This window comes from Streptomyces sp. CA-106110, assembly GCF_050936285.1.
GTDB lineage: Bacteria > Actinomycetota > Actinomycetes > Streptomycetales > Streptomycetaceae > Streptomyces.
The window spans coordinates 10,231,776-10,254,542 of the sequence record NZ_JBNJNB010000001.1 but is presented as its reverse complement, the minus strand read 5'-3'; the positions used below and the strand labels follow the sequence as shown (position 1 = coordinate 10,254,542).

Annotated in this window: 26 protein-coding genes; 11 read left to right on the top strand and 15 right to left on the bottom strand. The window is 70.1% G+C overall.

All coding sequences use genetic code 11. The annotated features are described in order from the left end of the window. The first annotated feature begins 13 nt into the window (after positions 1–13). Genes ACQEXA_RS47395 through ACQEXA_RS47385 form a run of 3 tightly spaced genes read left to right on the top strand, consistent with a single transcriptional unit; the run spans position 14 to position 3,230 of the window. Positions 14–406, top strand: coding sequence for an anti-sigma regulatory factor (locus tag ACQEXA_RS47395; RefSeq protein ID WP_359392868.1), 393 nt, complete (start codon positions 14–16; stop codon positions 404–406). Then, a complete protein-coding gene (locus ACQEXA_RS47390) occupies positions 406–1,476 on the top strand; it encodes a SpoIIE family protein phosphatase (protein WP_432924445.1) in 1,071 nt (356 codons plus the stop codon). The genes ACQEXA_RS47395 and ACQEXA_RS47390 overlap by 1 nt, the downstream gene beginning before the upstream one ends. Beyond that, positions 1,473–3,230: a PP2C family protein-serine/threonine phosphatase gene (locus ACQEXA_RS47385; RefSeq protein WP_432924447.1), complete on the top strand. Its 1,758-nt coding sequence runs from the start codon at positions 1,473–1,475 to the stop codon at positions 3,228–3,230. The genes ACQEXA_RS47390 and ACQEXA_RS47385 overlap by 4 nt, the downstream gene beginning before the upstream one ends. A gap of 50 nt (positions 3,231–3,280) precedes the next feature. Here the strand turns inward: ACQEXA_RS47385 and ACQEXA_RS47380 are convergent, their stop codons facing one another. After that, the gene (locus ACQEXA_RS47380; RefSeq protein WP_432924449.1) at positions 3,281–3,751 is read right to left on the bottom strand and encodes a MarR family winged helix-turn-helix transcriptional regulator; all 471 of its coding nucleotides are present in this window, start codon (positions 3,749–3,751) and stop codon (positions 3,281–3,283) included. Positions 3,752–4,054: 303 nt separating this feature from the next. Between ACQEXA_RS47380 and ACQEXA_RS47375 the strand changes: the two genes are divergently transcribed. Continuing rightward, on the top strand, positions 4,055–4,489 hold the full coding sequence (locus ACQEXA_RS47375; protein WP_432924451.1) for an ATP-binding protein: 435 nt from the start codon (positions 4,055–4,057) through the stop codon (positions 4,487–4,489). A gap of 15 nt (positions 4,490–4,504) precedes the next feature. Here ACQEXA_RS47375 and ACQEXA_RS47370 read toward each other — a convergent pair whose 3' ends face one another. From ACQEXA_RS47370 to ACQEXA_RS47335, 8 genes are all read right to left on the bottom strand, one after another. After that, a complete protein-coding gene (locus ACQEXA_RS47370; protein ID WP_359392606.1) occupies positions 4,505–4,750 on the bottom strand; it encodes a hypothetical protein in 246 nt (81 codons plus the stop codon). A gap of 152 nt (positions 4,751–4,902) precedes the next feature. Further along, the gene (locus ACQEXA_RS47365; protein WP_432924453.1) at positions 4,903–5,406 is read right to left on the bottom strand and encodes an ATP-binding protein; all 504 of its coding nucleotides are present in this window, start codon (positions 5,404–5,406) and stop codon (positions 4,903–4,905) included. Positions 5,407–5,423: 17 nt separating this feature from the next. Further along, a complete protein-coding gene (locus ACQEXA_RS47360; protein ID WP_433132969.1) occupies positions 5,424–5,798 on the bottom strand; it encodes an STAS domain-containing protein in 375 nt (124 codons plus the stop codon). A gap of 367 nt (positions 5,799–6,165) precedes the next feature. Continuing rightward, positions 6,166–6,531 (bottom strand): PRC-barrel domain containing protein, encoded by a 366-nt coding sequence (locus ACQEXA_RS47355; RefSeq protein ID WP_433132967.1) that lies wholly within the window; start codon positions 6,529–6,531, stop codon positions 6,166–6,168. An 87-nt stretch (positions 6,532–6,618) separates the two neighbouring features. Then, a complete protein-coding gene (locus ACQEXA_RS47350) occupies positions 6,619–7,005 on the bottom strand; it encodes an STAS domain-containing protein (protein WP_432924457.1) in 387 nt (128 codons plus the stop codon). Beyond that, on the bottom strand, positions 7,002–8,108 hold the full coding sequence (locus ACQEXA_RS47345; protein WP_432924459.1) for a cobalamin B12-binding domain-containing protein: 1,107 nt from the start codon (positions 8,106–8,108) through the stop codon (positions 7,002–7,004). The genes ACQEXA_RS47350 and ACQEXA_RS47345 overlap by 4 nt, the downstream gene beginning before the upstream one ends. After that, positions 8,105–9,769: a SpoIIE family protein phosphatase gene (locus ACQEXA_RS47340; protein WP_432924461.1), complete on the bottom strand. Its 1,665-nt coding sequence runs from the start codon at positions 9,767–9,769 to the stop codon at positions 8,105–8,107. Before ACQEXA_RS47340 ends, ACQEXA_RS47345 begins: the two co-directional genes overlap by 4 nt. Before the next feature lie 136 nt (positions 9,770–9,905). Then, positions 9,906–10,379, bottom strand: a complete 474-nt coding sequence (locus ACQEXA_RS47335; RefSeq protein ID WP_359392593.1) for a hypothetical protein — start codon at positions 10,377–10,379, stop codon at positions 9,906–9,908. Between the two features lie 348 nt (positions 10,380–10,727). Between ACQEXA_RS47335 and ACQEXA_RS47330 the strand changes: the two genes are divergently transcribed. Next, the gene (locus ACQEXA_RS47330) at positions 10,728–10,958 is read left to right on the top strand and encodes a DUF397 domain-containing protein (RefSeq protein ID WP_359392591.1); all 231 of its coding nucleotides are present in this window, start codon (positions 10,728–10,730) and stop codon (positions 10,956–10,958) included. A 98-nt stretch (positions 10,959–11,056) separates the two neighbouring features. Next, a complete protein-coding gene (locus tag ACQEXA_RS47325) occupies positions 11,057–11,977 on the top strand; it encodes a helix-turn-helix domain-containing protein (RefSeq protein WP_432924464.1) in 921 nt (306 codons plus the stop codon). Positions 11,978–12,032: 55 nt separating this feature from the next. On the opposite strand, the gene ACQEXA_RS47320 is transcribed toward ACQEXA_RS47325, so the two are convergent. Then, a complete protein-coding gene (locus ACQEXA_RS47320) occupies positions 12,033–12,851 on the bottom strand; it encodes an SAM-dependent methyltransferase (RefSeq protein ID WP_432924466.1) in 819 nt (272 codons plus the stop codon). Between the two features lie 229 nt (positions 12,852–13,080). Here ACQEXA_RS47320 and ACQEXA_RS47315 point away from each other — a divergent pair, with 229 nt between their 5' ends. Further along, the gene (locus ACQEXA_RS47315) at positions 13,081–13,902 is read left to right on the top strand and encodes a transposase family protein (protein WP_433132965.1); all 822 of its coding nucleotides are present in this window, start codon (positions 13,081–13,083) and stop codon (positions 13,900–13,902) included. 115 nt (positions 13,903–14,017) lie between these two features. Here ACQEXA_RS47315 and ACQEXA_RS47310 read toward each other — a convergent pair whose 3' ends face one another. Next, positions 14,018–14,776: a transposase gene (locus ACQEXA_RS47310; RefSeq protein ID WP_433132963.1), complete on the bottom strand. Its 759-nt coding sequence runs from the start codon at positions 14,774–14,776 to the stop codon at positions 14,018–14,020. A 138-nt stretch (positions 14,777–14,914) separates the two neighbouring features. On the opposite strand from ACQEXA_RS47310, the gene ACQEXA_RS47305 reads away from it, so the two are divergent. Beyond that, on the top strand, positions 14,915–15,946 hold the full coding sequence (locus ACQEXA_RS47305) for a hypothetical protein (protein WP_433132961.1): 1,032 nt from the start codon (positions 14,915–14,917) through the stop codon (positions 15,944–15,946). Between the two features lie 127 nt (positions 15,947–16,073). Here the strand turns inward: ACQEXA_RS47305 and ACQEXA_RS47300 are convergent, their stop codons facing one another. After that, positions 16,074–17,480 carry an IS1380 family transposase gene (locus ACQEXA_RS47300; RefSeq protein ID WP_433134763.1) on the bottom strand — a complete coding sequence of 469 codons (1,407 nt, stop codon included), beginning with the start codon at positions 17,478–17,480 and terminating at the stop codon, positions 16,074–16,076. 237 nt (positions 17,481–17,717) lie between these two features. Between ACQEXA_RS47300 and ACQEXA_RS47295 the strand changes: the two genes are divergently transcribed. The 3 genes from ACQEXA_RS47295 to ACQEXA_RS47285 all read left to right on the top strand — a co-directional run bounded on the left by ACQEXA_RS47295 (position 17,718) and on the right by ACQEXA_RS47285 (position 19,885). After that, on the top strand, positions 17,718–18,740 hold the full coding sequence (locus tag ACQEXA_RS47295; RefSeq protein WP_432924474.1) for a zinc ribbon domain-containing protein: 1,023 nt from the start codon (positions 17,718–17,720) through the stop codon (positions 18,738–18,740). Between the two features lie 303 nt (positions 18,741–19,043). Continuing rightward, positions 19,044–19,424: a DoxX family protein gene (locus ACQEXA_RS47290; RefSeq protein WP_432924476.1), complete on the top strand. Its 381-nt coding sequence runs from the start codon at positions 19,044–19,046 to the stop codon at positions 19,422–19,424. Further along, on the top strand, positions 19,421–19,885 hold the full coding sequence (locus tag ACQEXA_RS47285) for a peroxiredoxin (RefSeq protein ID WP_433132959.1): 465 nt from the start codon (positions 19,421–19,423) through the stop codon (positions 19,883–19,885). The genes ACQEXA_RS47290 and ACQEXA_RS47285 overlap by 4 nt, the downstream gene beginning before the upstream one ends. 153 nt (positions 19,886–20,038) lie before the next feature. Here the strand turns inward: ACQEXA_RS47285 and ACQEXA_RS47280 are convergent, their stop codons facing one another. The 3 genes from ACQEXA_RS47280 to ACQEXA_RS47270 all read right to left on the bottom strand — a co-directional run bounded on the left by ACQEXA_RS47280 (position 20,039) and on the right by ACQEXA_RS47270 (position 22,707). After that, on the bottom strand, positions 20,039–20,554 hold the full coding sequence (locus ACQEXA_RS47280) for a YceI family protein (protein WP_432924480.1): 516 nt from the start codon (positions 20,552–20,554) through the stop codon (positions 20,039–20,041). Between the two features lie 295 nt (positions 20,555–20,849). Beyond that, complete coding sequence (locus tag ACQEXA_RS47275) at positions 20,850–21,500, bottom strand: DUF4360 domain-containing protein (protein WP_432924484.1); 651 nt, start codon at positions 21,498–21,500, stop codon at positions 20,850–20,852. 535 nt (positions 21,501–22,035) lie between these two features. Beyond that, positions 22,036–22,707 carry a hypothetical protein gene (locus tag ACQEXA_RS47270; RefSeq protein WP_432924486.1) on the bottom strand — a complete coding sequence of 224 codons (672 nt, stop codon included), beginning with the start codon at positions 22,705–22,707 and terminating at the stop codon, positions 22,036–22,038. Positions 22,708–22,767: the final 60 nt, after the last annotated feature.

The following is a 22,767-nucleotide window of genomic DNA, read 5'->3' as shown; positions in this document are numbered from 1 at the left end:
CATCCGCTCGGACATGGATCTGGCATGGGTACGGCAGCATGTGCGGCAGGCGGCCGCCGAGCTCGGCTTCGGCCTGGTGGAGCAGACCAAACTGATCACCGCCGCCAGCGAGCTCGCACGCAACACGCTCATCCACGGCGGCGGTGGACGCGTCGAGTCCGTCTTCCTGGACAACGGCCGGGCCCGCGGTCTGCGGCTGACCTTCAGCGACGAAGGACCCGGTATCGCCGACGTCGAGCGGGCGCTGACCGACGGCTACACCTCGGGCGGCGGCCTGGGACTCGGGCTGGGCGGGGCCCGGCGGCTGGTCCAGGAGTTCTCGATCGACACCCGTCCCGGCGGTGGCACGTCCGTCACCGTCGTCTGCTGGACCGCCGCGACGCCCCGTCCCCGCGAGGAGGCGTGATGGCCCGCATCCGGGACGTACCCGTGCACGACCCGACCCGGGTCCGCGACGCCCGGGTGGCGGCGAAGGAGGCCTGCGGCCAGGCCGGGTTCCACCCGGACCGGGCCGCTGCGGCGGAGCTCGTCGCCACCGAGCTGGCCACCAATCTGCTCAAGCACGCAGGCGGCGGACAGATCCTCATCGAGACCGTCGACTCGGATCCCGAACCCGGCGCGTCCGCAGCCCGGCCCGTGCTGCAGATCGTCGCGATCGACCACGGCCCGGGCATTCCCGACCTCTCGGCCGCGCTGGGCGACGGATTCTCCACCACGGCGTCGCTGGGCGCGGGCCTCGGTACGTGCCTGCGTCTCGCGGACGACTTCGACCTGCACAGTTCGCCCGGACGCGGCACCGTCGCCCTGGCCCGGATAGCGCCTTCACCCAAGCCCCGGACGGGCCCACAGGGCCGGCGCGGCCAGGCGCCGGTACGGACGGGAGGAGTCAACATCCCGCTGGTGGCGGGCACTTCGGGCGATGCCTGGGCCTGTGTGTGGTCCGGTGACCGGGTCACCGTGCTTCTCGCCGACGGGCTGGGGCACGGTCCCGCCGCCGCCGAGGCCTCCGACGCCGCCGTCCGGGAACTGCGTCTGAGCGCCCATCTGACGCCGCCGGAACTGCTCGAGGTGCTGCACGGCACGCTGCGCGCCACCCGGGGCGCGGCCGTCGCCGCCGCCCAACTCGACATCGCCACGGGCCGTCTGGAGTTCTCCGGCATCGGCAACGTCGGGGCCCGGTTCCGCCGCGGCGACAGCTGGCAGCACTTGCTGTCGCATCCCGGCATAGTGGGCGCCCACCGACCGGCACACATCCCCCACCAGCGCCTCGCCTGGTCCCCGGACTGCCTCCTGGTCCTGCACAGCGACGGCTTGCCGAGCCGGTGGTCCCTTCGTCCGGACGTGTCCACCACGGCCCTGGACCCGGGGGTGACGGCAGCCCTGATCGTGCGTGACGCCAGCAGTTCCGCCCGGCCCGTCCGCGACGACACCACGGTGACCGTGCTGTCGCCCACACCGTCGGATCGTGAACCATGACCCACTCCTGGCAGTTCAGCACCGTCGTCGATGCCGCCCGGGCGCGGATCGCCGTCGCCCGGATCGCGGCCGAGCACGGTGTGTCCGTCCTCGACCGCACCCGTCTGGTCAGCGCGCTCACCGCCCAGCTGCGCCAGTGCCTCACCAAGGGCGGCTCCTGGCGGCTCACTCTGCGGTCCGCTCCGCCGTCCAAGCGCGGAGAGCAGCCGCAGCTGCGGATCAGCCTGCGGCCGGGCACCGACGACGGCCCCGGCGTCGACGCCACGTGGCGGGCCGCGGTTCCGGCCGCGGAGCGGGACGGCCGCCGGAGCACGGCCGTGGTGCAGGCCGACCCCGGTGCCCTCGCCGAGGCGCTGTTCAGCGCGGACGACGACACGGCGGGCATCCTGGACGCCCTGACGGAGCAGGAGGCCCTGGTCGCCTTCCACCGGGAGGAACTGCACCAGACCAACCAGGGCGTCCTCGCCCTGCACGCCGAGCTGGACGCCGCCGGTGCGGCCCAGCAGGAGCTGTTCGCCGCGGAGCGGGCGGCCCGTACCGAGGCGGAGGTGGCGCGCCGCCGGCTCACATTCCTCGCCGACGCCAGCGCGGCGCTGACGGCGTCCCTCAACCACGGGGAGATCGTGCGGCTGCTTCCCGGGCTGCTGACCCCGAGATACGCGCGAACCGTCGACGTATGGCTGCTCGGCGACGAGGAGCACGGACATGCCCCGCGTCCCGCCGCGGCGGTGGTCGCCGCGCGTACCGGCCGCCCGCAGTACGCGGCCGACCACCCCGGCGGACTGCGCGGAGTCGACGACCGGCCTCCCTCCGCCCTCCACCCCCGCGTCCCCCTCCTCTGCATTCCCCTGTCCGCCCGCAGGTCGACGCTGGGCGTGCTCATCCTCACGCCGCCCGGCGGCCGGTGGGAGCCGGACGACGCCGTGATGCTGCTCGAACTGGCCCGCAGAACCGGCATCGCGATCGACAACGCCCAGCGCTTCGAACACAACCGCGACATCGCCGAGACGCTGCAGCGTGCGCTGCTCACCGACCTGCCCAGCACCCGGGGGCTCCGGCTGGCCGCGCGCTATCTCCCGGCGACCCACGGTCTCAACGTCGGCGGTGACTGGTACGACGCCTTCCGCCAGCCCGACGGGAGCCTGATCACCGTCATCGGCGACGTCACCGGACATGGACTGCGCGCGGCGGTGATGATGAGCCAGCTGCGCACGGCACTGCGCGCGTACGCCGTGGACGGCGGCAGCCCGGGCCGGCTCCTCACCCGCCTGCACCTGTTCCTGCACCATCTGCAGCCGGATCTGTACGCGACCGCGGTCATCGCCCGTTTCCGCCCCGGCGAGCAGGTGCTGACCTGGGCCGCCGCCGGGCATCCGCCCCCGGTGCTTCGCACACCCGACGGCACGGTGCACACCCTCGACGCCAAGCCGGGTGCCATGCTCGGCATTCCGCTGCAGCAGGACATCGAGGACCACACCGCCCCACTGCCGCCCGGGTCCACCCTCGCCCTGTACACCGACGGCCTGGTGGAGCGCCGGGCCCAGGGCATCGACCCGGGCATCGAGCGCCTCACGGTGGCGATGGCCGGGCTCACCGTGCCGGATCTGGACGGCGATCTGGAATGCGCCGCCGACCGGGTGCTCGACCCGATGCTGCGGGACTCCGAACGCGACGACGACGTGTGCCTCCTGCTGTGCCACGTCAACAGCGAGTCGGGGAACGTGGCGGTGCCGACCCGGGCGGGACGCCCCTGAAGGCGCGGCGCCCCCGGCCGTCCGCCCACCCCGTACCGGCCGCAGGACCGCTAGGCGTTCCAGTCCCCTCGCGTGTCGTACGCCTCACGGAAGGCGTGCAGGCCCTGCTCCAGGGAGGTGCGCGCGGCGGGCGTCATCGCGGCGAACACGGCGGCGAGGCTGATGGATCTGCGGTCGGCGACCTCGGCGAGCACCCTTTGTCCCTGTGAGGTCACCCGCAACTGCAGCTCCCGCCGGTTTCTGGGATGGATCACCCGCTCCAGCAGCCCCGCGGCCTCCAGCCGATCGCAGAGCCTGCTGGCCGCGGGCAGCGCGATGCCGAGGGTCTGGGCCAGCGCCGTGAGATTGAGCTCCGCATGGTGCCGGACGGCCATGAGCGCGTTCAGCTGGTGCCGGGACAGACGCGGTGTGACCGCCTCTGCCGCCGAGGTCCACAACCCCACCAGTCTCTCCACCGCGTCCGCGACCTGCCGGGCCCGAGCCGTATGACTGCCGCCCGCCCCTTCTTCTGTCTCCGGCACCTCACGGTCAACTCCCACTACGCTTTCCCCGCCTGCCCCGTGCTCCGACTCGGACCGACACAGTCGATCCGTTCGGCGCCCCTACCCCGGGCTCCCCGGAGTACACGGCCGACCCAGGCCTTCTTGACGGGATCTCTGCACCGTGCACCGAATCTGAACATATCGGGACCAACGGGCCAACCTTTCGGTCGTCCCGCAGGCGTAGCCGACGTCTTTCTGGCAACCGTCATAGAGGGGGCCGGGCAAGAGCGCGACGAACGACGACAGCCTGCCGGCCGGAGGGCCGGCCGGGGGAAGGACGGCATGGCAACCGAGCCGCGTTGGGACGACAAGGCCTGGCCCTTCGAGACGGTCGAGAACCTCACCCGCGAGTACGAGGGCGGACTGCACGACGTGACGGAGGCACGACTGTCCGCCGAGGAGTTTCTGCGCCGGCTGGCGCAGGCCTCGCCTCCGACGAGTCCGGAGCACTGGAACGACATCCTGCTGGTGGTCGACGAACTCGCGGCCAACTGCGTCCAGTACGCTCCCGGCCCCTTCACCCTGCAAATGCGGCAGACGTACGACGGGGTCCATGTGACGATGCACGACACGAACACAACGCCTCCCAAGCCGCGTCCCTTCCGCCTGGGCCGCCCCGGCGGCATCGGCTGGCACCTCGTGCACACGCTGTGCGACCAGGTGAGTGTCGTCGTCCGGCCCGGCGGCAAGGACGTGCACGTCTTCCTCCCCTGGTAGGAGGGGGCACCGTCGTCATGCGGCTCGCCGCACCCCGGGGTCACCCGGCGTGGTGCGGCCGGTCTGCTCCGCGACAGTCCCGGTCGGGACCTGCGGACCGGCGTCGGGAGAGGGATCGGGCACCGCGCGCAGAGTGCGGGCATGCCGCGCGCCCTTGGGTTCCGGTGTGCTGCCCGGACCGAGCATCCGTTCCTCGTACCGTCCGAGAGCCAGCACCAGGCACAGCATGGACACCGGGATGAGCAGAGCTGCAATGATCACGGGGGCTCCCTCCACGGGCCTTCCCGATCCGCGTTGCCGCAGATCGCCCGGGGAAACGCCGAAATCCCCGTCTCATTCGGCGGATATCCCTCATCCTGTGCGCGAGAGCCCCGGATCGGCGCTCATGACCGCTCAGGTCTCGGGCGGGCCGCTCAGACGAGCGGCACCAGCACGCTCACGACCTTGCCACCGCCCGTGCACCGCTCGATCCGGACGTCTCGCGCCAGCCTGATGATCAACGGCCATCCGTACCCGCCGACGCCACCGTGTCCCGAGGGAAGCGCGCCGGAGCCGAAAGCGGCTGACGGGTACTCCGCACTGCGGTCGTGCACGGCGAGCCGGACACCCTCGCGTGTGGGGGTCGCCTCGAAGGCCACGAGGCCGCCGCCGTGGCGGATGGCGTTGGACACCAACTCCGACGTGACGAGCATCAGGTCGGTGACGGCTTCCTCGCTCGGGCCGAGGGTCGGCGTCTCCCCCACGACCGCCAGCACATGCGCGCGCGCCGACGCGGCACTCGTGACCCCGGGCATCGGCGGCACCTTCGGAGCCTGACCCGCGCAGTCGGCCGCATACGCGTGGTGGGAGCACGCGGGCGCGCTCAGGCCGTTCTTCTCCTCGCCCTCGTGCATCGCCTGCGGATGTGTGCCGTGCACGGGACGCTCGGCCGGTATCATCGCTCGCCCGGCCGGACGGGCAGGTCCAGCGCCGCGTGGACGTCATCGGTACGGATGAAGTACCCGGCGGTGCCGGTGACGTCGAACAGCCTGCGGACGGTGTCACTGAGCGGGCCCGCCACCACCATCAGCGCGCCGCGCGCCAGGTGCGCCCGCTGGGCCTGGAGCAGTACGTGCAGGACGGACGAGTCGGCGAAACGCAGACAGGACAGATCGACCACCGTACGGGAGACGGGCGCCCGGTCCGGGACACGCAGCGCGTCCGCCAGCCGCGGCGAGTTCTCGTGGTCGATGTCGCCGCTGACCCGTACCACCCGTGTGCCGGCGGCCGGATCATGGGTCACGGTGACGTTCTGCGGATCCTCGGACATCGGTGTGCGCTCCCTGGAGTCCCCTGTCGTCCCGAGGCCCATGGCGGCCCGGCGTTCTCGTCCTGTCCCGATACCCCCCGGGCACCGGAGCCGGGAACGGCGAGCGCGGCCGTACGCAGTCCCACGGCGTCGTTCCCGAGCGGATCCCCTGCCGTCGGGGCGTCGGCTCTCGGTCTGCGGACGCCGCCCGCCGGGAGGCCGGCGAACGGCCGCCCTGCGGGCGAGCTTCGTTGTGGCGTGGTCTTGTTCGTTCATCGTTACTCGGCTACCCGGCCGCATCCGAGCCATGAGTGCCACGGCGCGGCGGTCGCCCACAAGAGCGACGCCGTGCCCGGCGGCACGGCGTCGCGGGGGTGGCCGGGTGCGGTCACTCGGCATGCCTCGGCGGCAGACCGCGGTAGTAGTCGTCGACCCTGGCCAGATATTCGGGGTCGAGCGTTTCGCGGTCGGTACGGAAAAGAGGTGCCGCCTTCACCTCGTCCTTGGAGCACGACAGCGTCACCTGCCGCGCCTGGGTGTCGATCCCGGTGACGACGCCCGCGGGGATCAGCACGCTCTTGCCGAAGACCCACACCCCGGTGTCGACGATCAGATGCCGCATGGCCGGACCGTCGGACTCCCGGTCGACATGTCCGACGACTCCGTCCGTGGCCTCCACGGTGAAGCCCGTCAGGTCCTGTCCTTCGGTGTATCCGCTTCCCGGTTCGTAGGTCCACGGTCTCTCGATGGTCACGAAGCTCCCTTCCTCGGTGGGTCTGGAGCTGCGAATACCCTTGTCCTCGGCGGCCATTCGAGCGGCGGCGGCCCTCGGACCCCCGTGTCAGCCCGCTCCCGGCCCTTCGCCGGCCCGGCCCTGTTCACGGGGTGCGGTGAGATGTTCGAGAGTTCCCGTGACCTCCAGCAGTCGCTGGAGCGTGGGAGGACGCTCGTCCAGACGGAGACCGACGCCGGCCGTGTCCGTGAGGCGGCGAATCATCAGCAGGGCCGACAGCCCCATCGAGTCGACGTCGCCCAATCGCCCGAAGTTCAGGTGCAGTTCGGGCCGTGCGGTCCCCTCGCCCGCAGGCCACCCGTCGAGTTGCCGCCCGACGGCGTTCACCAGTTCGTGGTACGACTCGTAGTCGAGGTCTCCGTCGACGCGTACCACGACCGCGCTGGGGCCGGTCTCGACCGTCAGTGTGAGGGAAGGCGTCCGAGAGGTCGTCATCTGAGCTTTCCGGGGCGGGGGACGTTCGCTGTTGCCGGTCGGGCCGGCACGGCGTCCTGTGCCAGGCCGAGGAAATGACGGGCCCGCGGGAAGTCCCGCAGCCTGGTGGTGAGGAACGTCAACGGCATCAGGGAGTGGGCAGGCACCTCGCGCGCCGTGAGGATGTCCGCGGTCCAGCGGATGAACCTGACGAACAGCTCGGCGTCGTCCACGTACAGAGCCGCGGCGAGGTGATCGACGATATGGCCGATGTCCTCCGCGGTGTGCTGCCGCTGCCGGTCGCTGTAGGTGCGCATGGGCGGGAACCGGTCCTCCAGGTCCGCCAGCGTGTCCGTCATCAGGTCCACCTGGCCGCGCACGACCAGTGTGTACTCCTGGTCGGCCAGGTGAGGCAGATCGTCGACGGGCTGGCGGGCGGCGAGCGGATCGGGCTTCCGCAAGCCGCTCTCGAGTATCGCGGCGGCCTCGCGCGCGTCCCTTGCCCAGCCGTCGGCGCCCAGCGCCCGCGCGTACTCCCCGTCGGGGCCGAAGGCCGCGCCTCCGACGATGACGGGCACCGAGGTGGCCTGGACCGCGGTGACCGCGGCGTGCGCGGTGGGCAGGTGGGTCGGGAGCGAGGCGGACAAGGCGACGACGTGCGGGCCCGTCCGGTGCAGATGGCTCATCAGGTGCGCGGTCGGCACATGGGCACCGAGGAAGTCTACCTTCCAGCCCCGAAGCCGCAGCACCTCCGCCAGCAGCCGGACGGGAAGGGCGTGCCATTCCCCGTCCACGCACGCCACCATGACGCGCGGCCGGGCGCGTTGCTCGACCCGGTGCTCGGGGCGGTGGGCCAGCGCGGCGATGACACGGTCGTGGACCGCGGTGGCCGCGTGCTCCTGCGCGACGCTCAACTGCCCGGCGGCCCACTCGGTCCCGACCCTGGCCTGCACCGGCGCGATCAGGTCCAGCAGGGCGCCCTCCAGGTCGAGGCCGTCCTCCAGTGCGGCGAGGAGCACGTCGCAGGCGCCGTATTCGTCGCCCTGGCGGACGGCGTGCCACAACCGGTCGCGCACCACGTCCGGTTCGCCCGCAGCGGCCGGCTGGATGGGGGCGGTGCTCACGCGGTGTACCTCCCACGGGTGTGGCCGTCGACCGCGCTGAGGTGTGCGTGGTGCGGGGCGGTCACGGCGACCACGGCCATGTCGTCGTGCCGGCCCCGGCCGACCCACTGTGCGGCCAGCATCTGCACATGCTCCACCACCGCTTCCGCCGGCATCCCGGCGCACTCGGCCAGGGCCGACTTCAGGCGGTCCAGGCCGAACAGCTCGTCCTGCCAGGGTCCTCCCCTGGCTTCGATGATGCCGTCGGTGAACAGCAGGCAGGTCTCGCCGGGCGCGAGTTCGAGGTGTGCGGTGGTCGAGGTGATGTCGTCGAAGACGCCGACCAGGGTGCCGCGGCTGTCCACCTCCTCGACGAGTCCGCCCGCCCTGACGACGAGAGGGGCGGGATGTCCCGCACTCGTGACGCGCATCCGCACGGTGCCGCCCCGGCGGGTCACCGAGGCCAGCGCGAGCGTGGCGAACCGTGTGTGGTGCGAGTTGATCAGGGCCCCGTTGAGCAGGCCGAGGACCTTCTGGTGGTCGGCGGCCAGGGGAAGCAGGGCCTGCAGCGTGTTGCGGATCTTTCCGGTGAGTACGGCGGCCTCGAGTCCCTTGCCGCAGACGTCGCCGAGGATGACCAGCGACTCGTCCTCCGCGCCGGCGCCGGGGTGGACGTCGTAGAAGTCGCCGCCCACGCGTTCGTCCTGGCTGTAGGGCCGGTAGCCGCCCGCGAACTCGACGCCGTGCACGGTGTGCAGTCGCGGCGGCAGCAGATCGCGCATCAACGTCGTGGTGATCGCCGCCTGGTCGGCGTACATCCGCGCGGCGGAGATGGCGGCCCCGGCCCGGGCCGCGAAGAGCCGGGCGAAGACCTCCTCGTTCTCGCTGAACGTCGTCCGGTCCTCGGACCGCAGAAGGATGAGTGCCCCGGCGGGTACACCGTGCCCCGGCAGCGGCGACACCACCACGGAGCCGACAGGCCCGGCGAAGTCCGCGGGCACCGCCCAGTCCGGCAGCGTGGCGGGATCTATCCAGCGGGAGGGCACGGGCGGAAACCCGCGCAGGGCTTCGCCCAGTCCCGGCACGTCCTCCGGATCCGTTCGTACCGTCTCGTGTCTGACCTCGCCCCCGGGGCCGCAGGAGGTGACGGGGTAACCTCGGCCCCGGCTCGGGGCGACGGTCACGGCCGCGTCGGCGAGGTGCTCCACGGCCAGCCGGGCGGTGGCTTCCATGCACGTCTCGACATGCAACGAAGCCAGCAGGGTGCTGGAGGCCCGGGCGAGGAAGGCGGTGCGTTCGCGCTCGTTCTTGAGCGCCTGCTCGGCGAGCCGGCGGTCGGTGTCGTCCACCAGCCACCACACCACGAGGTCGTCACCGGACGGTGCGGGGTGAGCTTCGAACGAGCGCTCACCGACGTGTCCGAGGATCGCGGTGCCGTCCGTCACCGGCCCAGCGGCGGCGGGCGAGGCGAAATCGGTGTGCGCCTCGGAGAGCCAGGCGGGTACGACGTCCCGCAGAGGTGAGCCGCGTACCGCCCCGGGGAACAGGGTCGCGGCGACAGCGTTCAGTTCCACCACGCGGCCGCGTGTGTCGGCGACGACGACCGGGCAGGGGGCGGCTCCCCATCCCGCGCCGAGGACGACGTGATGGGTGTCGAGGGAGGACTGCCGAGAAGCGTCCACTGACCATGGGCGCGCGTACGGGCCCGTCCCTTTCTGACTGGTGCTGCACAGCAATCATTGCCGTACGGCAACCATCTCGCGCCGAGCGGCCGTCTGGCAAGCACCCATCGGGCCCCGCGGTGAACGCGCCTTCGACTCAGGCCGCCAGCGTGGACGCCAGTTCGGCCGCCGCTTCGACGAGTTCGATGTCAGGTTCCTCGAGCAGCTCACACAGGGCACCGCGCTCGGCGCGCACGGCCTTGCGGGCCTCTCGCTCCCAACCCACGTAGTTGTGGTGGTAGTTGAGCAGCTTGGGATAGGCCGAGGCCGTACTCTCCCACTGGCGGGCGTCGGCGATGCTCTTGAGCAACCGGACGATCTGCACCCGGCACGTCACCTGCGGAAGCCTGGCCAGCTCCCACAGGAAGGGGACCGTGGCGGCCGTGGCCTGGTCGACCACGAAACCGTATTGGCAGATTCGTTCCCGCAGGCCGCCGAGTGCCTCCTTGGCGGTGGGCTCGTCACCCCAGGCGAGGTCCTGGAGCAGGACCGGGATGTCCTCCGCCGAACCGCTGGAATCCTTGATGGCGCTCCAGGGCACATGCCCCAATTCGCTGAGTGGTGTGGTCATTTCCGCTCCCCACAAACAGTCTGGGGCCAAGCCCCGGTCGTCCGCCGCGGCACAGCGGCACTCATGGCGTCGCGACCCGAAGGCGGCCATCTCCGATCAGGGAGCGGCCAACCCGGAAAGGGACCCGGCACTCACTGCGCAGTAGTGATGACACGGCGTCTCCTTGATGCGGCGTCAGCATGCGGCGTCACTGCTGGGATTGACGCCCCCGCTATTATCCACGCAGTCAGCGCCGTCATGCAATTGCATGGGAAATTGCATGATGGGTAGGAGACCAGAGGGCCCCTGTCGCACGGTCCTCTCCTCCGTGCCGCCGGCCCGTGGTGGAACGTCAGCAAGGAGACAGTGGTGCCTTCAGTGCCAAACGGAGTGCGGGCGAGCGCTTTGGACGCCCGCTGGATCAAGAGCCGGCACAGCAACGCCGAGGGCAACTGCGTCGAGGTGGCCGCCCTGGCCGACGGGGCGGTCGCGATGCGGAACTCGCGCGACCCCGACGGGCCGGCGCTCGTGTACACGCCCGCCGAGGTGGCCGCCTTCCTGGCCGGCGCGAAGAACGGGGAGTTCGACCACCTGGTGTGACCCCGTCACATTCGAACCTGTGCTGCCGGCACATGCGGGAAAACCCGGCGGAGTGCGATAATGCAGACCTGTCGTCTGTCGGCCAGCTGGGAGCCAGGATGTCCGCCGAGTCACACCGCCTCTCCCGCCTCGAACCGTATCTCGACCGGACAGAACCCGCTCCGACACTCCTGAAGATGCTGGTGGGAGTGCAGTTGGCCGGTATGCGCGAGGACGCGGGCGTCTCCCAGGAACAAGCCGCGCGGGCGCTCGGATTCAGCCCCGCGAAGCTGTCGCGCATCGAGGCAGGCAAGGGCCGCAAGCCGCCTACGGAAGCCGACGTGCGCGCGCTGCTGCAGCTGTACGACGCCGACGACTACGAGGCCTCGGTGCTCGTCAGGCTGCTGCTGCGCGCCGGTGAGCCCGGCTGGTGGCAGCGCTACGACAAGCGGCTGATGCCCGAGTGGTTCGACCGCCTGGTCGGGCTGCAGGAGGCGGCCGCCGCCATCCGCACGTTCGAGATCCAGTACGTGCCCGGCCTGTTGCAGACCGCGGCGTACACCCGTGCCGTGGTGGAGCGCGGGCTGCCGACCGCATCGGCCGCCGAGGTGGAGCGCAGGGTCGAGCTGCGGATGCGGCGGGGGCAGCTGCTGCTGCGTCCGGACGCCCCTCAACTCTGGGCGATCCTCGACGAGTCGGTCCTGATGCGGATACTGGGCGGCCCCGAGGTGATGCGAGAGCAGCTCGAGTATCTCGCCGAGATGGCTGAGCGCCCTCATGTCACCCTGCAGATCGTGCCCTTGGACGTGACGAACGCGTCGGCTCCGGCGATCCCCGTCACCTATTTGCGCTTCGGCGGCCTGGATCTGCCGGACATCGTCTATCTGGAGCACATCAGAAGCGCCAACTTCCTCGAGGACCGCGACGAGACGGAGGAATACCGGGTGGCCCTCGACCGGCTCGCCGACGAAGCCCTCGACCCCCGTGAGTCATTGGCCCTGGTACAGAGAACGCTGAAGGAGCGCTACTCCGACCGATGAGGTGAGCCGGGCCAGGCTTGTGGCAGGGCGGCCGTGGGCAACCGCCCAGCCAGCGTCAGCGGAGGCGCCCGACCCCGCCGAACTCGATCCACTCCTGAGTGAGCTGACGAGGTGCCACCTCGGAGTCGGGCCGCCAGGTGGACACCTCCACCAGACCCGGTTCCAGGATGTCCACCCCCTCGAACCAGCCCGCGACGTCCTTCTCCTCACGTACGCGTCCCCAGTGGCCCTGGGTAGCCTGGTCCATGAATCCGGTGACGAAGTCACGCACCTCGGGGTCCTCGCTGACCAGCTGACACATCACCATGAAACTACCGGGCACGAGCCGTTCGGAGACACGACGGACCACGGCAGACGGTCCGTCCGTCTCACTGTCCGGAATGCAGTGCATCACCGAGTTGAACAGCACGGCCACCGGCTTCGAGAAGTCGATCAGGCGCTGGGTCTCCGGGTGAGAGAAGATCGTCTCCGAGTCCCGCATGTCCGAATGGATGACGGCCGTGCGCTTGTCCTCCTCGAGCAGGGCCCGGCCATGCACCAGAACCATCGGGTCGTTGTCCACGTACACCACATGGGTGGTGGGGTCGACGCGCTGTGCGACCTGGTGGACGTTGTCCTGAGTGGGCAGGCCGGATCCGTGGTCGAGGAACTGCCGGATGCCGTGCTCCTGCGCCAGCGTGCGCACGACCCGCTGCAGGAACCGCCGATTGTTCAGCGCGAGCGCCCGCGTGCTGGGCACGACCTTGTCGAGCTCCTCGCAGGCTGCCCGGTCGGCGGCGTAGTTGTCCTTGCCGCCCAGGTAGTGGTCGTACATTCGGGCGGCCGTCGGCACCGTGGCGTCGATGGACGTGGACAACTGCCTGCCAGACTGCATCGTTCCCCCAGATCCGGGCCGCGCCGTCGGAACCGGCTCGGCGGGCACTTCATCCTAACGACGTGGTGCGCGACAGCGGGTGCGGCTGGACCGTGACGTAAGAAGAGCCGTACGGGTTGGGAAAGTTGTGAAGCGATCCTTGTCCCGTACGGCTCTTTCGCATCGTATCTGTACCGGCATCTCGCGGAATCAACTCGGCAAGATCATTGCTGAGTTGGCGGGACCGTGGATGGCGCGTGAGGATGCCCGGCTGCGTGAACGTCGAGGTCATGAGCGTCTGCGGGCCGAGGGCGGAGGGCCGGACCACATCCTGGTTTTCACCGATCGGGTGATCGCCACCCTGGTCATCCTGCGGTTTCAACTCCCGCACGCGGCCCTCGCCGTCTTCTACGGTGTCGACCGCTCGACGATCACTCGTGCCGTCCACGAGATCCGGCCCTTGCTCGCGGCCCGTGGGTTCGCTGTGCCAGGCGAGTCCGGGCTGCGGCTTCACACCCTGGCCGATGTCTTCGCCTACGCCAGGACGCATGGGGCCGAGCTGCGGATCGACGGGACCGAAGTCCAGGTGCGCCGCCCGCGGGCGAACCGGCCCGGACGCCGGGCCTTCGTCTCCGGCAAGCGCAAGCAGAACACCAAGAAGGCCACCGTGATCAGCGACGATGCCGGCCGCACCCTGTGGACCGGGGCGATCCGCCCCGGTCGCATGCACGATCAGACCGCACTGAAAACCGAGGGGATCTGGGATCTGTTCGTCCAGAACCCCGAGGTGAAAGCCCAGGTCGACGCCGGATACCGGGGCCTGGCGAAGGACTTCCCCAAGCAGGTGACCGCCCCGCCGAACAAGCCCGGCAAGAACGCCGGCGCCGATGAAATCGCTGCCTGGGAGGCAGCACGCACGGCCCAGTCCTCCCGCCGAATCCCGGTCGAGCACGCCAACGCCGAGCACAAGCAGTGGCGCCCCCTCCAGCGATACATCGGACGCCGCGAGTACTACGCCGAGACCCACCTCGCCATCGCCGGCCTGGTCCCCGACCGCACCGCCATGCGGTAGTCACCCACCAGCCAACCCGCCAAGCCAGGACGCCCAGACCTCAGTCGCGCACCACGTCGTAAGAGATATCCCGTAATGCGGTTCGGTGCGTGCCTCACCACCTCCGGGGCTTCAGTTAGCTGATGTCGATCTTGAGGTTGTGAAGCGCCGCGACGCCGGCGACGGCGTGGTTGATGGCGTCGCCGCGGCGGCGGCATTGCCGCAGGATTTGATGGTCTTTGAGGCGTGCGATGGTGTGTTCGGCTACTGCTCGCCGTTTCCGGAACCGTTTGTAGGTCCGATCTTTGATGATGCGGCCGTCTGGTCCGCGACGTGGTGTTCTGATGTGAGCGCAGCCGCGGTAGCCGCCGTCGCCGGCGAGCCGCGGGTGAGCTGGAAGGGTATGGCCGAGAGTTTCCCGGAAGACGACGATGTCGTTGCGGTTCCCTGGCCATGCGTCACCGAGTGCGACGATGCGTCTGTCCCGGGCCCGGCAGACGACCTGCACGTTGACGCTGCGCCGGTAGTTCTTGCTTTTCGCGGTGTGGTCGTGGACGGGGATGAGGGTGCCGTCGAGGACCCACAGCTCCCGCCGGTCACCCGGGGGCGGCCCCAGGAGTTCCCCGAGGAGCGGTGCGAGACGGGAAATCACGCGGTGCACGGTGGAGTCGGTTGTCCCGAACAGTGACGCCAACTGCTGCCTTGTGAGGTTGGTCCGGTAGGCGAGGACGAGCAGCAGGACCCGGTCGGGGAACGGAAGCGCCCAGTTCCGGCCGTGGCCGGCGTCTGGGTTCCGCTCCCACAGCTGCTCGAGGAGGTGCTGCATCTGTGGCCCGGTGAGCCCGGTGAAGGCGCGGAGTTCAACGCTCGTGCAGCGGGCCGGAGTCAGGCGCATAAGGGCACCTTAGAACGCCAAGCACGTCCGTCGCCCAGCCGTTGTCAGTGGGCGTCTGTAGCTTTGGCGTTGCTTGCCGGAGCTGCCAAGTTCCGGACAGGTCGTCGCCGTTGCCGTAGACAAAGGAGGTGGGATGCCGTGAGTGCAGAGCTGCTCGACGCTGCACCTGCCTGTGACGTGTCTGCCCGCCGGTTCCGTGGGAAGAACAAAGGCAAGCGGTGGACGCGTGGCGAGGGCACCGGGCTCGCAGTAATCCGGCTGCCGCTCGAGGTGAGCCAGCTCGACAGCCGGCATCGGGTGGAGCAGCTGTATTGGGCGATGTGGTCGGTCAAACGCGCGCTACAGCGCGATGCCCGGGCCGCGGTCGACGCGTACTGGGCCGGGGACGTGCGCCGCGATGTCGACGCGAAAGGGTGGCGTGTCGAGCTGGGCCTGTCCCGCGAGGGCATGGAACGCCGCGGGTACCGGCACATGGAACGCTCCCGGCATCTGGGCCGGCACGTCACCAAAGCTCTGGTGATGCATCAGGCCGACGAGGTGTGGGAAGGCGTCAGTCGGCACCTGTTCCCCGATGAGTCCGGTCGCCGGTTCGGGCGGCCGAGGACCGGCACCTGGTGGGACTACACCCGCATTCCCGGCCGTGCCCGCTCGCACACCACGGCCCGGAAGTGGGAGACGTTCCCTCTGCACGGCACCCTTGCCGGGCATCTGGACGCCTACCGGCACTGGGACCTCGACCAGGCCATCATCACCCCGGAGCAGGCAGCCGGGCTGGGGCCGGCCACGAGTGTTCTCGCGCAGCCGCGGCGCATGCCCCAACCCACCAGGCCCCGCCGAGTGGAGACCGGCGAAGTCACCGCGAAGGGAAAACCAAAAACCCGGGCTGCGACATGGTGGGACCACACCGGCCCGCTCGCCCTGGTGTTCACCGGCGGCGCCCACTCCCAGCGCGGCGACCTCGTCCTGCCCGTGCGGCTGCCTTCCGGTGCCGGCCGCTGGCCGCGGCTGGTGCACTTCTTGAACAATCCGACGACGTGGCACACGGTGGACCTGGTCCGCCGCCGAGACGCCTCGTCTCCTGGTGGGTGGGCGTACGAGGCGCACCTGATGGTCCTCACCAGCGGATACGCGTCCCCAGCCACTAAGCCTCGATCCACCGGTCGGCTTTGAAGGGGTCTTTTGAGGTTTCGAGGGTCGGGCGTTGGGGCTGTGACTGGACGTGGGCAGGGGGTATTTGCTGGTCTGCCCAGCGTTTCCACGGTTCTGCTCCGGTCGGGCCCCTGGCGGGGCGGGATGGTCAGTGACGTCGGGCCGCCTCGGGTGGCGGGTGGACGGTGTCGAACAGTCGTGTCCAGGCGTGCTGCCAGGGCCATCGCTGCGGTAGGTGCAGGGTGAGGCGGCGGGCGGAGCGGGCGATCCTGGCGGGGACGTGGACGAGGTGGGCGCGCAGGGTGGCGGTGGTGGCTTTGGCGTGGAAGGCGGAGGTCAGGGCGCCGGTGGCCCGCAGCAGGTTGTAGGCCATGGCCCACAGGGTGAGCCAGGCGGCGTTGGCGTGGAAGTGCCCGGACGGCAGGTGGGCCAGGGCGGAGTTCTTGCTGTCGGCGATGACCTGCTCGACGACGGCGTGGTGGCGGTGTTCCCGCTCGGCCTGGAGGGTGGGGGCGGGGTTGTCGGTGAAGAACGGGTGGTAGCGCCAGGCGGGGAAGAGTTCGCCCTGCTCGCCGATGGTGTTGGGTTTGGCCAGGTCGCGGACCCGGCGCACGATGAGGCGGGCGGTGACCCGATCTGCTTTCTTCCGGCCGGCGAACGCGGTGTAGGCGGGTATCTCGGCGACTTCGGCGTCCGAGATGAGCTCGCCGCTCTCCGGGTCGGGCACGGCGGTGGGGTAGGTGATCTGCTGCCAGGCGGTGTCGTCGATGGCGGCGATGGCCCGTTTGATGGAGGGGTTCATGCCGGTGGTGAGGGAGAAGCGGGCGCCGGCCCGGCGGCAGGCGGCGATGACGCCGGCGTTGTAGAACTGCGAGTCGGCGCGCAGGATGCGCAGGCCTGTGCAGCCGGCCTCACGGGCGGTGGCCAGTGCCTCGCTGACGAGTTTCGGGGCGCCGCGGGAGTCGGCCGCTTTGCCGCGGCGCATCCGCACGGTGGCGATCACCGGTCGGGAGGTGGGGGTGCAGATCGTGGCGAGCAGGGGGTGCAGGGTGCGGATGCCCTTGAACCGGCCGTACTCGCCACCCTGCTTGGTGCGGCCGTAGACGCGTTTGTGAGTGGAGTCGACATCGATGAACGCCTTCTCGCCCGCGCCGGGCAGCAGCGGGGTGTTCGCGGCCAGCGCGGCCAGGAACTGACGGTGCACCGCGTGCAGTTGGAGGGCATGACCGTGGGTGAACGAGCGCAGGAACGTGCCCAGAGTGGACGGGGCACGGATACCTGCGAACAGCAGGGGCATCGCACCGTGCCGCAGCACGTCCAGGTCGTCGATGCTGTCCGCGCCCGCGGCCATGCCGGCCACGATGCTTCCGACCTTGGCGTCCGCCGCGGCACCCGCCCCGTTCTTCGCCCCCCTCAGCTTCACCTTGTCCGCCGTCAGACGGGCAAGCCCGCACCGCTCAGCCAACCGCATCACCGGGACCAGCCCGGCATACGCGACCAGATTCGCCTCATCGAACGCGGCGGACACCGCCGAAGTGGCATGGGAAGATTGCATCTCGCGGATGTACTCCGATTCTGTGGACATGGAACCCTAGGAAGTCCCATCGTCCCAGCTCAGAGGGCATCCGCGTCTTCATGTCCAAGCCCTGGACCGGCTATTGCCCGGTGGATCGAGGCTAAGGCGAGGCGGGCTGCTGCAGCCGACCTGAACCGGGTCGGTGGGATCGACGGCAACGTCTCCAACCTGTCCGTCGTCTCCTTCCCAGATACCTTCGACCCCGCAGACGGCGCGGTGAGCTCGACCAGGGTCGAGCTCACCGATGACGAGCTGGCCGCACTCGAAAAGGCCCGCCGCAAGGAACGGGGCCGCAAACGTGCCCTCGACCGGTCCCGCCGCGCCACCAACCCAGGCCAGTACGCGCCGTCGAAACGCCAGCAGGCCCGAGCCGCACGACGCAAGAGCGCCGGACTCCCGGAACGGCACGTTCACGTTCCGGGCGGCGCGCGGGCGGCGAACAAGGCCGGAGTGCCAAAACAGGCGTACCGCAGGGACACCCTCTCGGTCGGCTACCGCCTCAACCGGGCCAGGCTCGCCGAGGCCGCGGCCACCACCGCCGCGGCGAAAGACCACCAGGCACGTCGCACAGCCCAACGGATCGTTGGCGCTCATGGTGCCAACCTGACCGTCGAGGACTGCGACATCCGCACCTGGTTCCGGCTGTGGGGCCGCGCCCTGCAAGCCACCACACCTGGCCGGCTCATCGCCGCGATCGGCAAAGAATGCGAGAAGACCAGCGGCCGCCTGCTGCGCGCGTCGACCTTCACCACGAAGCTGTCCCAGACCTGCCTGTGCGGCGCCCAGGTGCGGAAAAGCCTCGCCGACCGGGTCCACACCTGCACCTCCTGCGGCCTGGTCGCCGACCGCGACATGGTCTCCGCCGCACTCGCCGCGCACGTCCGGCTCACCGATCCAGACGATCCCAGCACTGCGGGCCTGGACACCGTCCAGGCCCGCACCACACAGATCTTGTTCTCACCAGGGCTGCAAGAAGCCCTGTCGAGTCAACCGCAGCGCGGTGCCCGCCCCAGCAGGGGCCGCACCCACGCGGCAGCCCACGGTCCGGGAATCCCCGGCCGGCAGGCCTCTGCTCGACGAAACACCCCCGACCGGCACCGGCCCACCCCGAATGAGACCCGACCCGCGAACCAGCGGCACAAGGACCACGTCGGAACAGCCGCCCACACAGGAAACACCGCAGCCCGCGGCGGTATCCCTGCGCGGGAACTGATCGGGTGGCATCCCAATACGGGATGACTCTTAGGGAACCGGGGTTTGCCGCTGCCAGTCCCCGAACGGAGGACATGCGATCCGGCCTCCGCGCGGCATGATCCTTAGCCGACAGATCGTCATATCTCGTCCGCTGCACTCCACTTCGCGGCAGCCATGAACCATCGCGGCGGCAACTCGGTTGTTCCTCATTGGACTTGATCAGGCGCGTCCGCGCACCCGACCACACCGCCGTCCCGACGCGCCGTGCACCTTCGTTCATGCGCCAGTTCAGTCCGAGCCCGTTCTACCGTCCAGTAATATCTGCCCGCAGGCCCCTAAGGAGGAACCGTGTCCCGGTCGGAACGCTCACCCCTGCTGCTCGCGGGCCTGTTGGCCACCGCGGGTGTCGGTCATTTCGTCTCGCCACAGCAGTTCGACGCGATCGTCCCGCGCGCTCTGCCGGGGCCGGCCCGGGCGTGGACCTACACGAGCGGTGTTGTCGAACTCGCGCTCGCCGCCGGCTTGGCGCTGCCCCGTACGCGTCGTGCCGCCGCTCGGGCGGCCGCAGCGTTCTTCGTGGGAGTGTTCCCGGCCAATGTGCAGATGGCCGTCGACTGGCGGGACCGTCCCACACCGCTCAGGGCCGCGGCGCTGGCGAGGCTTCCGCTGCAGGTGCCTCTCGTCCTGTGGGCCCGCGGCATCGCCAAGAACACGGAGGCCACGGCATGACCGAGCATATCGAGGTGGGCACCGAGGTCGAGGACTTCGTGCTGCCGGACGAGTCCGGCACTGGGCGGCGACTGTCCGAACTCCTTGCCGAGGGGCCCGTCGTACTGTTCTTCTACCCCGCCGCCCTCAGCCGGGGCTGCACTGCGGAGGCATGCCACTTCCGGGACCTGGCCGCCGAGTTCGCGGCCGTCGGCGCGCGGCCGGTCGGCATCAGCGGGGACTCGGTCGAACGGCAGCAGGAGTTCGCCGGACGCCACACGCTCGGCTTCCCGCTGCTGTCGGACGAGGACGGAAGGGTCCGGGAGATGTTCGGCGTCAAGCGCGGATTCTCGGTCGCCCCCACCAAGCGCGTCACCTTCGTCATCGACCAGGACCGCACGGTGCTCGAGGTGGTGCGCAGCGAACTGCGGATGAGCGCACACGCCGACCGGGCGCTGGCCGCCCTGCGCGCCCGTAAGTAGTGACGGCGCGGCGGGTCGACCCGCCGCGATCGTGCCGAGGGGCCCGGACCGCATGGAGACCAGCGGTCCGGGCCCTTCGCCGTACTCAGGCTCCGACGTCCCGGACAGGGCTGACACCCGGTCTCGGCCCCGGCACGCTCCCGATCGCGCGGGTCACGCCGTGACCCGCGTGAAACGCAGGCTCGCGTCGACGGTGGTCAGACCGCGCAACATGCCCAGTTGATTCCAGACCAGACCGAAATCCGTGCGGTCCACGGTGAACTCCGCCTCGAGCGTGACCGTGCTCGCGTCGGCGTGTGCGACACGCGCTGTGAAGGACTGCGGCCGGCTGACCCCTCGCACGGTCAACTCACCTGCGATCTGTGCGGAGTCGCCCGCACGCGACTCGGCCCCGCGTACCGCGAAGGTGATCTCGGGGTGGTGCTCGGCGTCGAAGAAGTCCGCCGAGCGCAGGTGCTGGTCGCGCTTGGCGTGCTTGGTGTCGAGGGAGGCGGCGTCCACAGCGATGGTGCCCTGGACGCTGCCGTCGGGCTTCACCTCTCCCTGGCCGTTCACGGAGGTGAAGGAGCCCTTGACCGTGACCAGTCCCCACATCGTCTTGTGCTGTACGGCGACGGTGGAGGCGGTCCGGTCGAGCTGCCACTGTCCGGTCTCGACGGCGACGGTCATGAGTGTTCTCCAGAGAAGAGGGGTGCACGGGCGACGATTATGTCGTCCAATTTTGGATGACCTCACGCTAGCCCGTTCTCCAATTTTGGACAACTGCTCATCCAAAATTGAACGGCTCTCCGTGCGGGAGATGCCCGCCGGGCGCGGCTGGGAGGGTGGCGGTCCATGGTGAGCCGCTGCCACCACTCGGCGGGCGCGGTGAGAACTCCGTCGGGGCCGGCTGCCAGAGGCCCCGCCGGCCCGTCGTTCCGTCACCGGCCCCGAGGGAGCCGGTGACGGCGCGCGGGCGGGTGCCTCAGGACTTGGGGCACTCCTTCCAGGCCAGGTGGTAGACGGTGCTGATGTCACCGTCCGTCGAGTCCATGGTCATGAAGCTCGTGCTGCCGGGGGCCGATGTGCCCGCGTTGACACGGAGTTCGGTGTTGATGTTGAAGTTCCGCTGCACGCCGCAGGGCGCCCACACCAGCTGCGCCCAGTCGGTGACGTCCGTCGACTGCCAGTTGTCGTTGTACGGGCCGCCGAAGGGGTGGGTGATCGCCGCCGTGCTCGACGATCCCTGGAAGTAGTACGAGGCCTTCTCCGTACTGCTGGCGCCGGGCTGAAGGGAGGCGAAGCCGCGGTAGTCCGCGCTGGCGATCGCGTACGTGAAGCCCTGTGGCACGTGGACGATGAGGTTGAGCTGACAGTTCTTGCGGAACGCGGTGGGGTCGGAGTTGCCTCCCACCTGGGCGAGGTAGTCGCTGTAGGTGACCGTGAAAGCGGTGTTCTCGGGCGAGACGGCGACCGCGGCGGTGCCCTTCGGGCAGCCGGATCCGTTCACCGTGGCGATCTTGATGACGATCTTGTCCGGGGGCGGGTCGACGATCCCGGAGGAGGGGTCGTGCGCGGGCAGTGCGGTGGTCAGGAGCGCCGCTATCGCGCCGCCCAGGAGCAGTCCACCAGCCATGGTTCTCCCATCCGTTGCATCGGTGTACCGACGGCGAGCGCCGTCGTGTGTTGGGGGGTGCGGCCCCACCGACATGCGGGGGACCGTCGCTGACCAGTGCGTTGGATCAGGTATCTGGCGATACGTCATGGGCATGTCAAAACTGAACATGCACATATCCCCCAGGCTGTGAAGGAGCTGTGAATTCCGGGGGCGACGGCATCGTACGCACTGCGGCGCACGTCCGGTACGACCATCTCCGGCCAATCCCCGCGACCGCGCCGGGACAGGCGACCCGAACCGGCTCATGACCCCTCCCCCGAGCGGGGCGTCATGCCGACCGCCGTACCACGCCCGGCTCCTCGGCCGACGCGCTCACCTACGGCCTGCCCGACGCGATCCGTCCGGCCGGCGGACGACGAGGGGCGCAACCCCCACGGCTCTGCACCCTCGTTAGCGCTTCCGGCGCCGTTGTCTTCGCTGCCTGATCGCCCGGCGCACAGGTGAAGGCCCGCCGTCCCGAAGGGAGTGGGACGGCGGGCCCAGGCCGGCCCGGTCAGTGGGCGGGCCAGCCGTCCAGGTGCCGGTGGAGGGTGACATTGGGCCGCTCCGGGCCCTTGGGGGCCTTGGCCACCGCGTCGCGGAGCACCGCATTCACCTCCGCGGCCAGCGAGTCCGCCTGCGCCCTGAGGTCGGCGGCGGAAAGCGTCGAACGCGTCAGGTCGTCAAGTCGCCGGTGGATGTCCGCCAGCCGCCCCTGGGTCGCGTTGTCCAGCGTGAAGGGGCGGGGCGTGGACACGACGAACTGGTAGGCGCCCGCGAGGGTCTGGCAGCCGTTGCAGTACTGGTTGATCGCGTCGCCGCGATTGATCGCGTTCAGATGCACGCGCTCCCCGGCCATCGTGACGATCTGGAACGAAAACGCGACCGAACGGCAGTGGTCGTCGACCGAGCAGCCCACCCCGAGGGCGGTCGCCTGGTTGCGCACCGTCCCGGCTCGCACCGTGCCGAACTGGCGCACCGTGAACGAGTCCTTGACGTCTGTGTGATGAATGAAACCGGCACGGCTGTACAAATGGTCGATAGCGACCGCCGAGTGCGCCGCCCCTGCCGCCGCCTGCGCGGGCACGGCGGTCGCGAGACCGGCCGCTCCGGCGGCCAACAGCCCCACGCGGACGGCGCGTTGGGTGAGGACGGAGTGTGTTCGGGGTTTACGGTGCTGGTTCACATGGGTCTCCTGCGTCAGTGATGTCGTCGGACGGTGCTCCCCCGGACGCGGGGGTGCGAG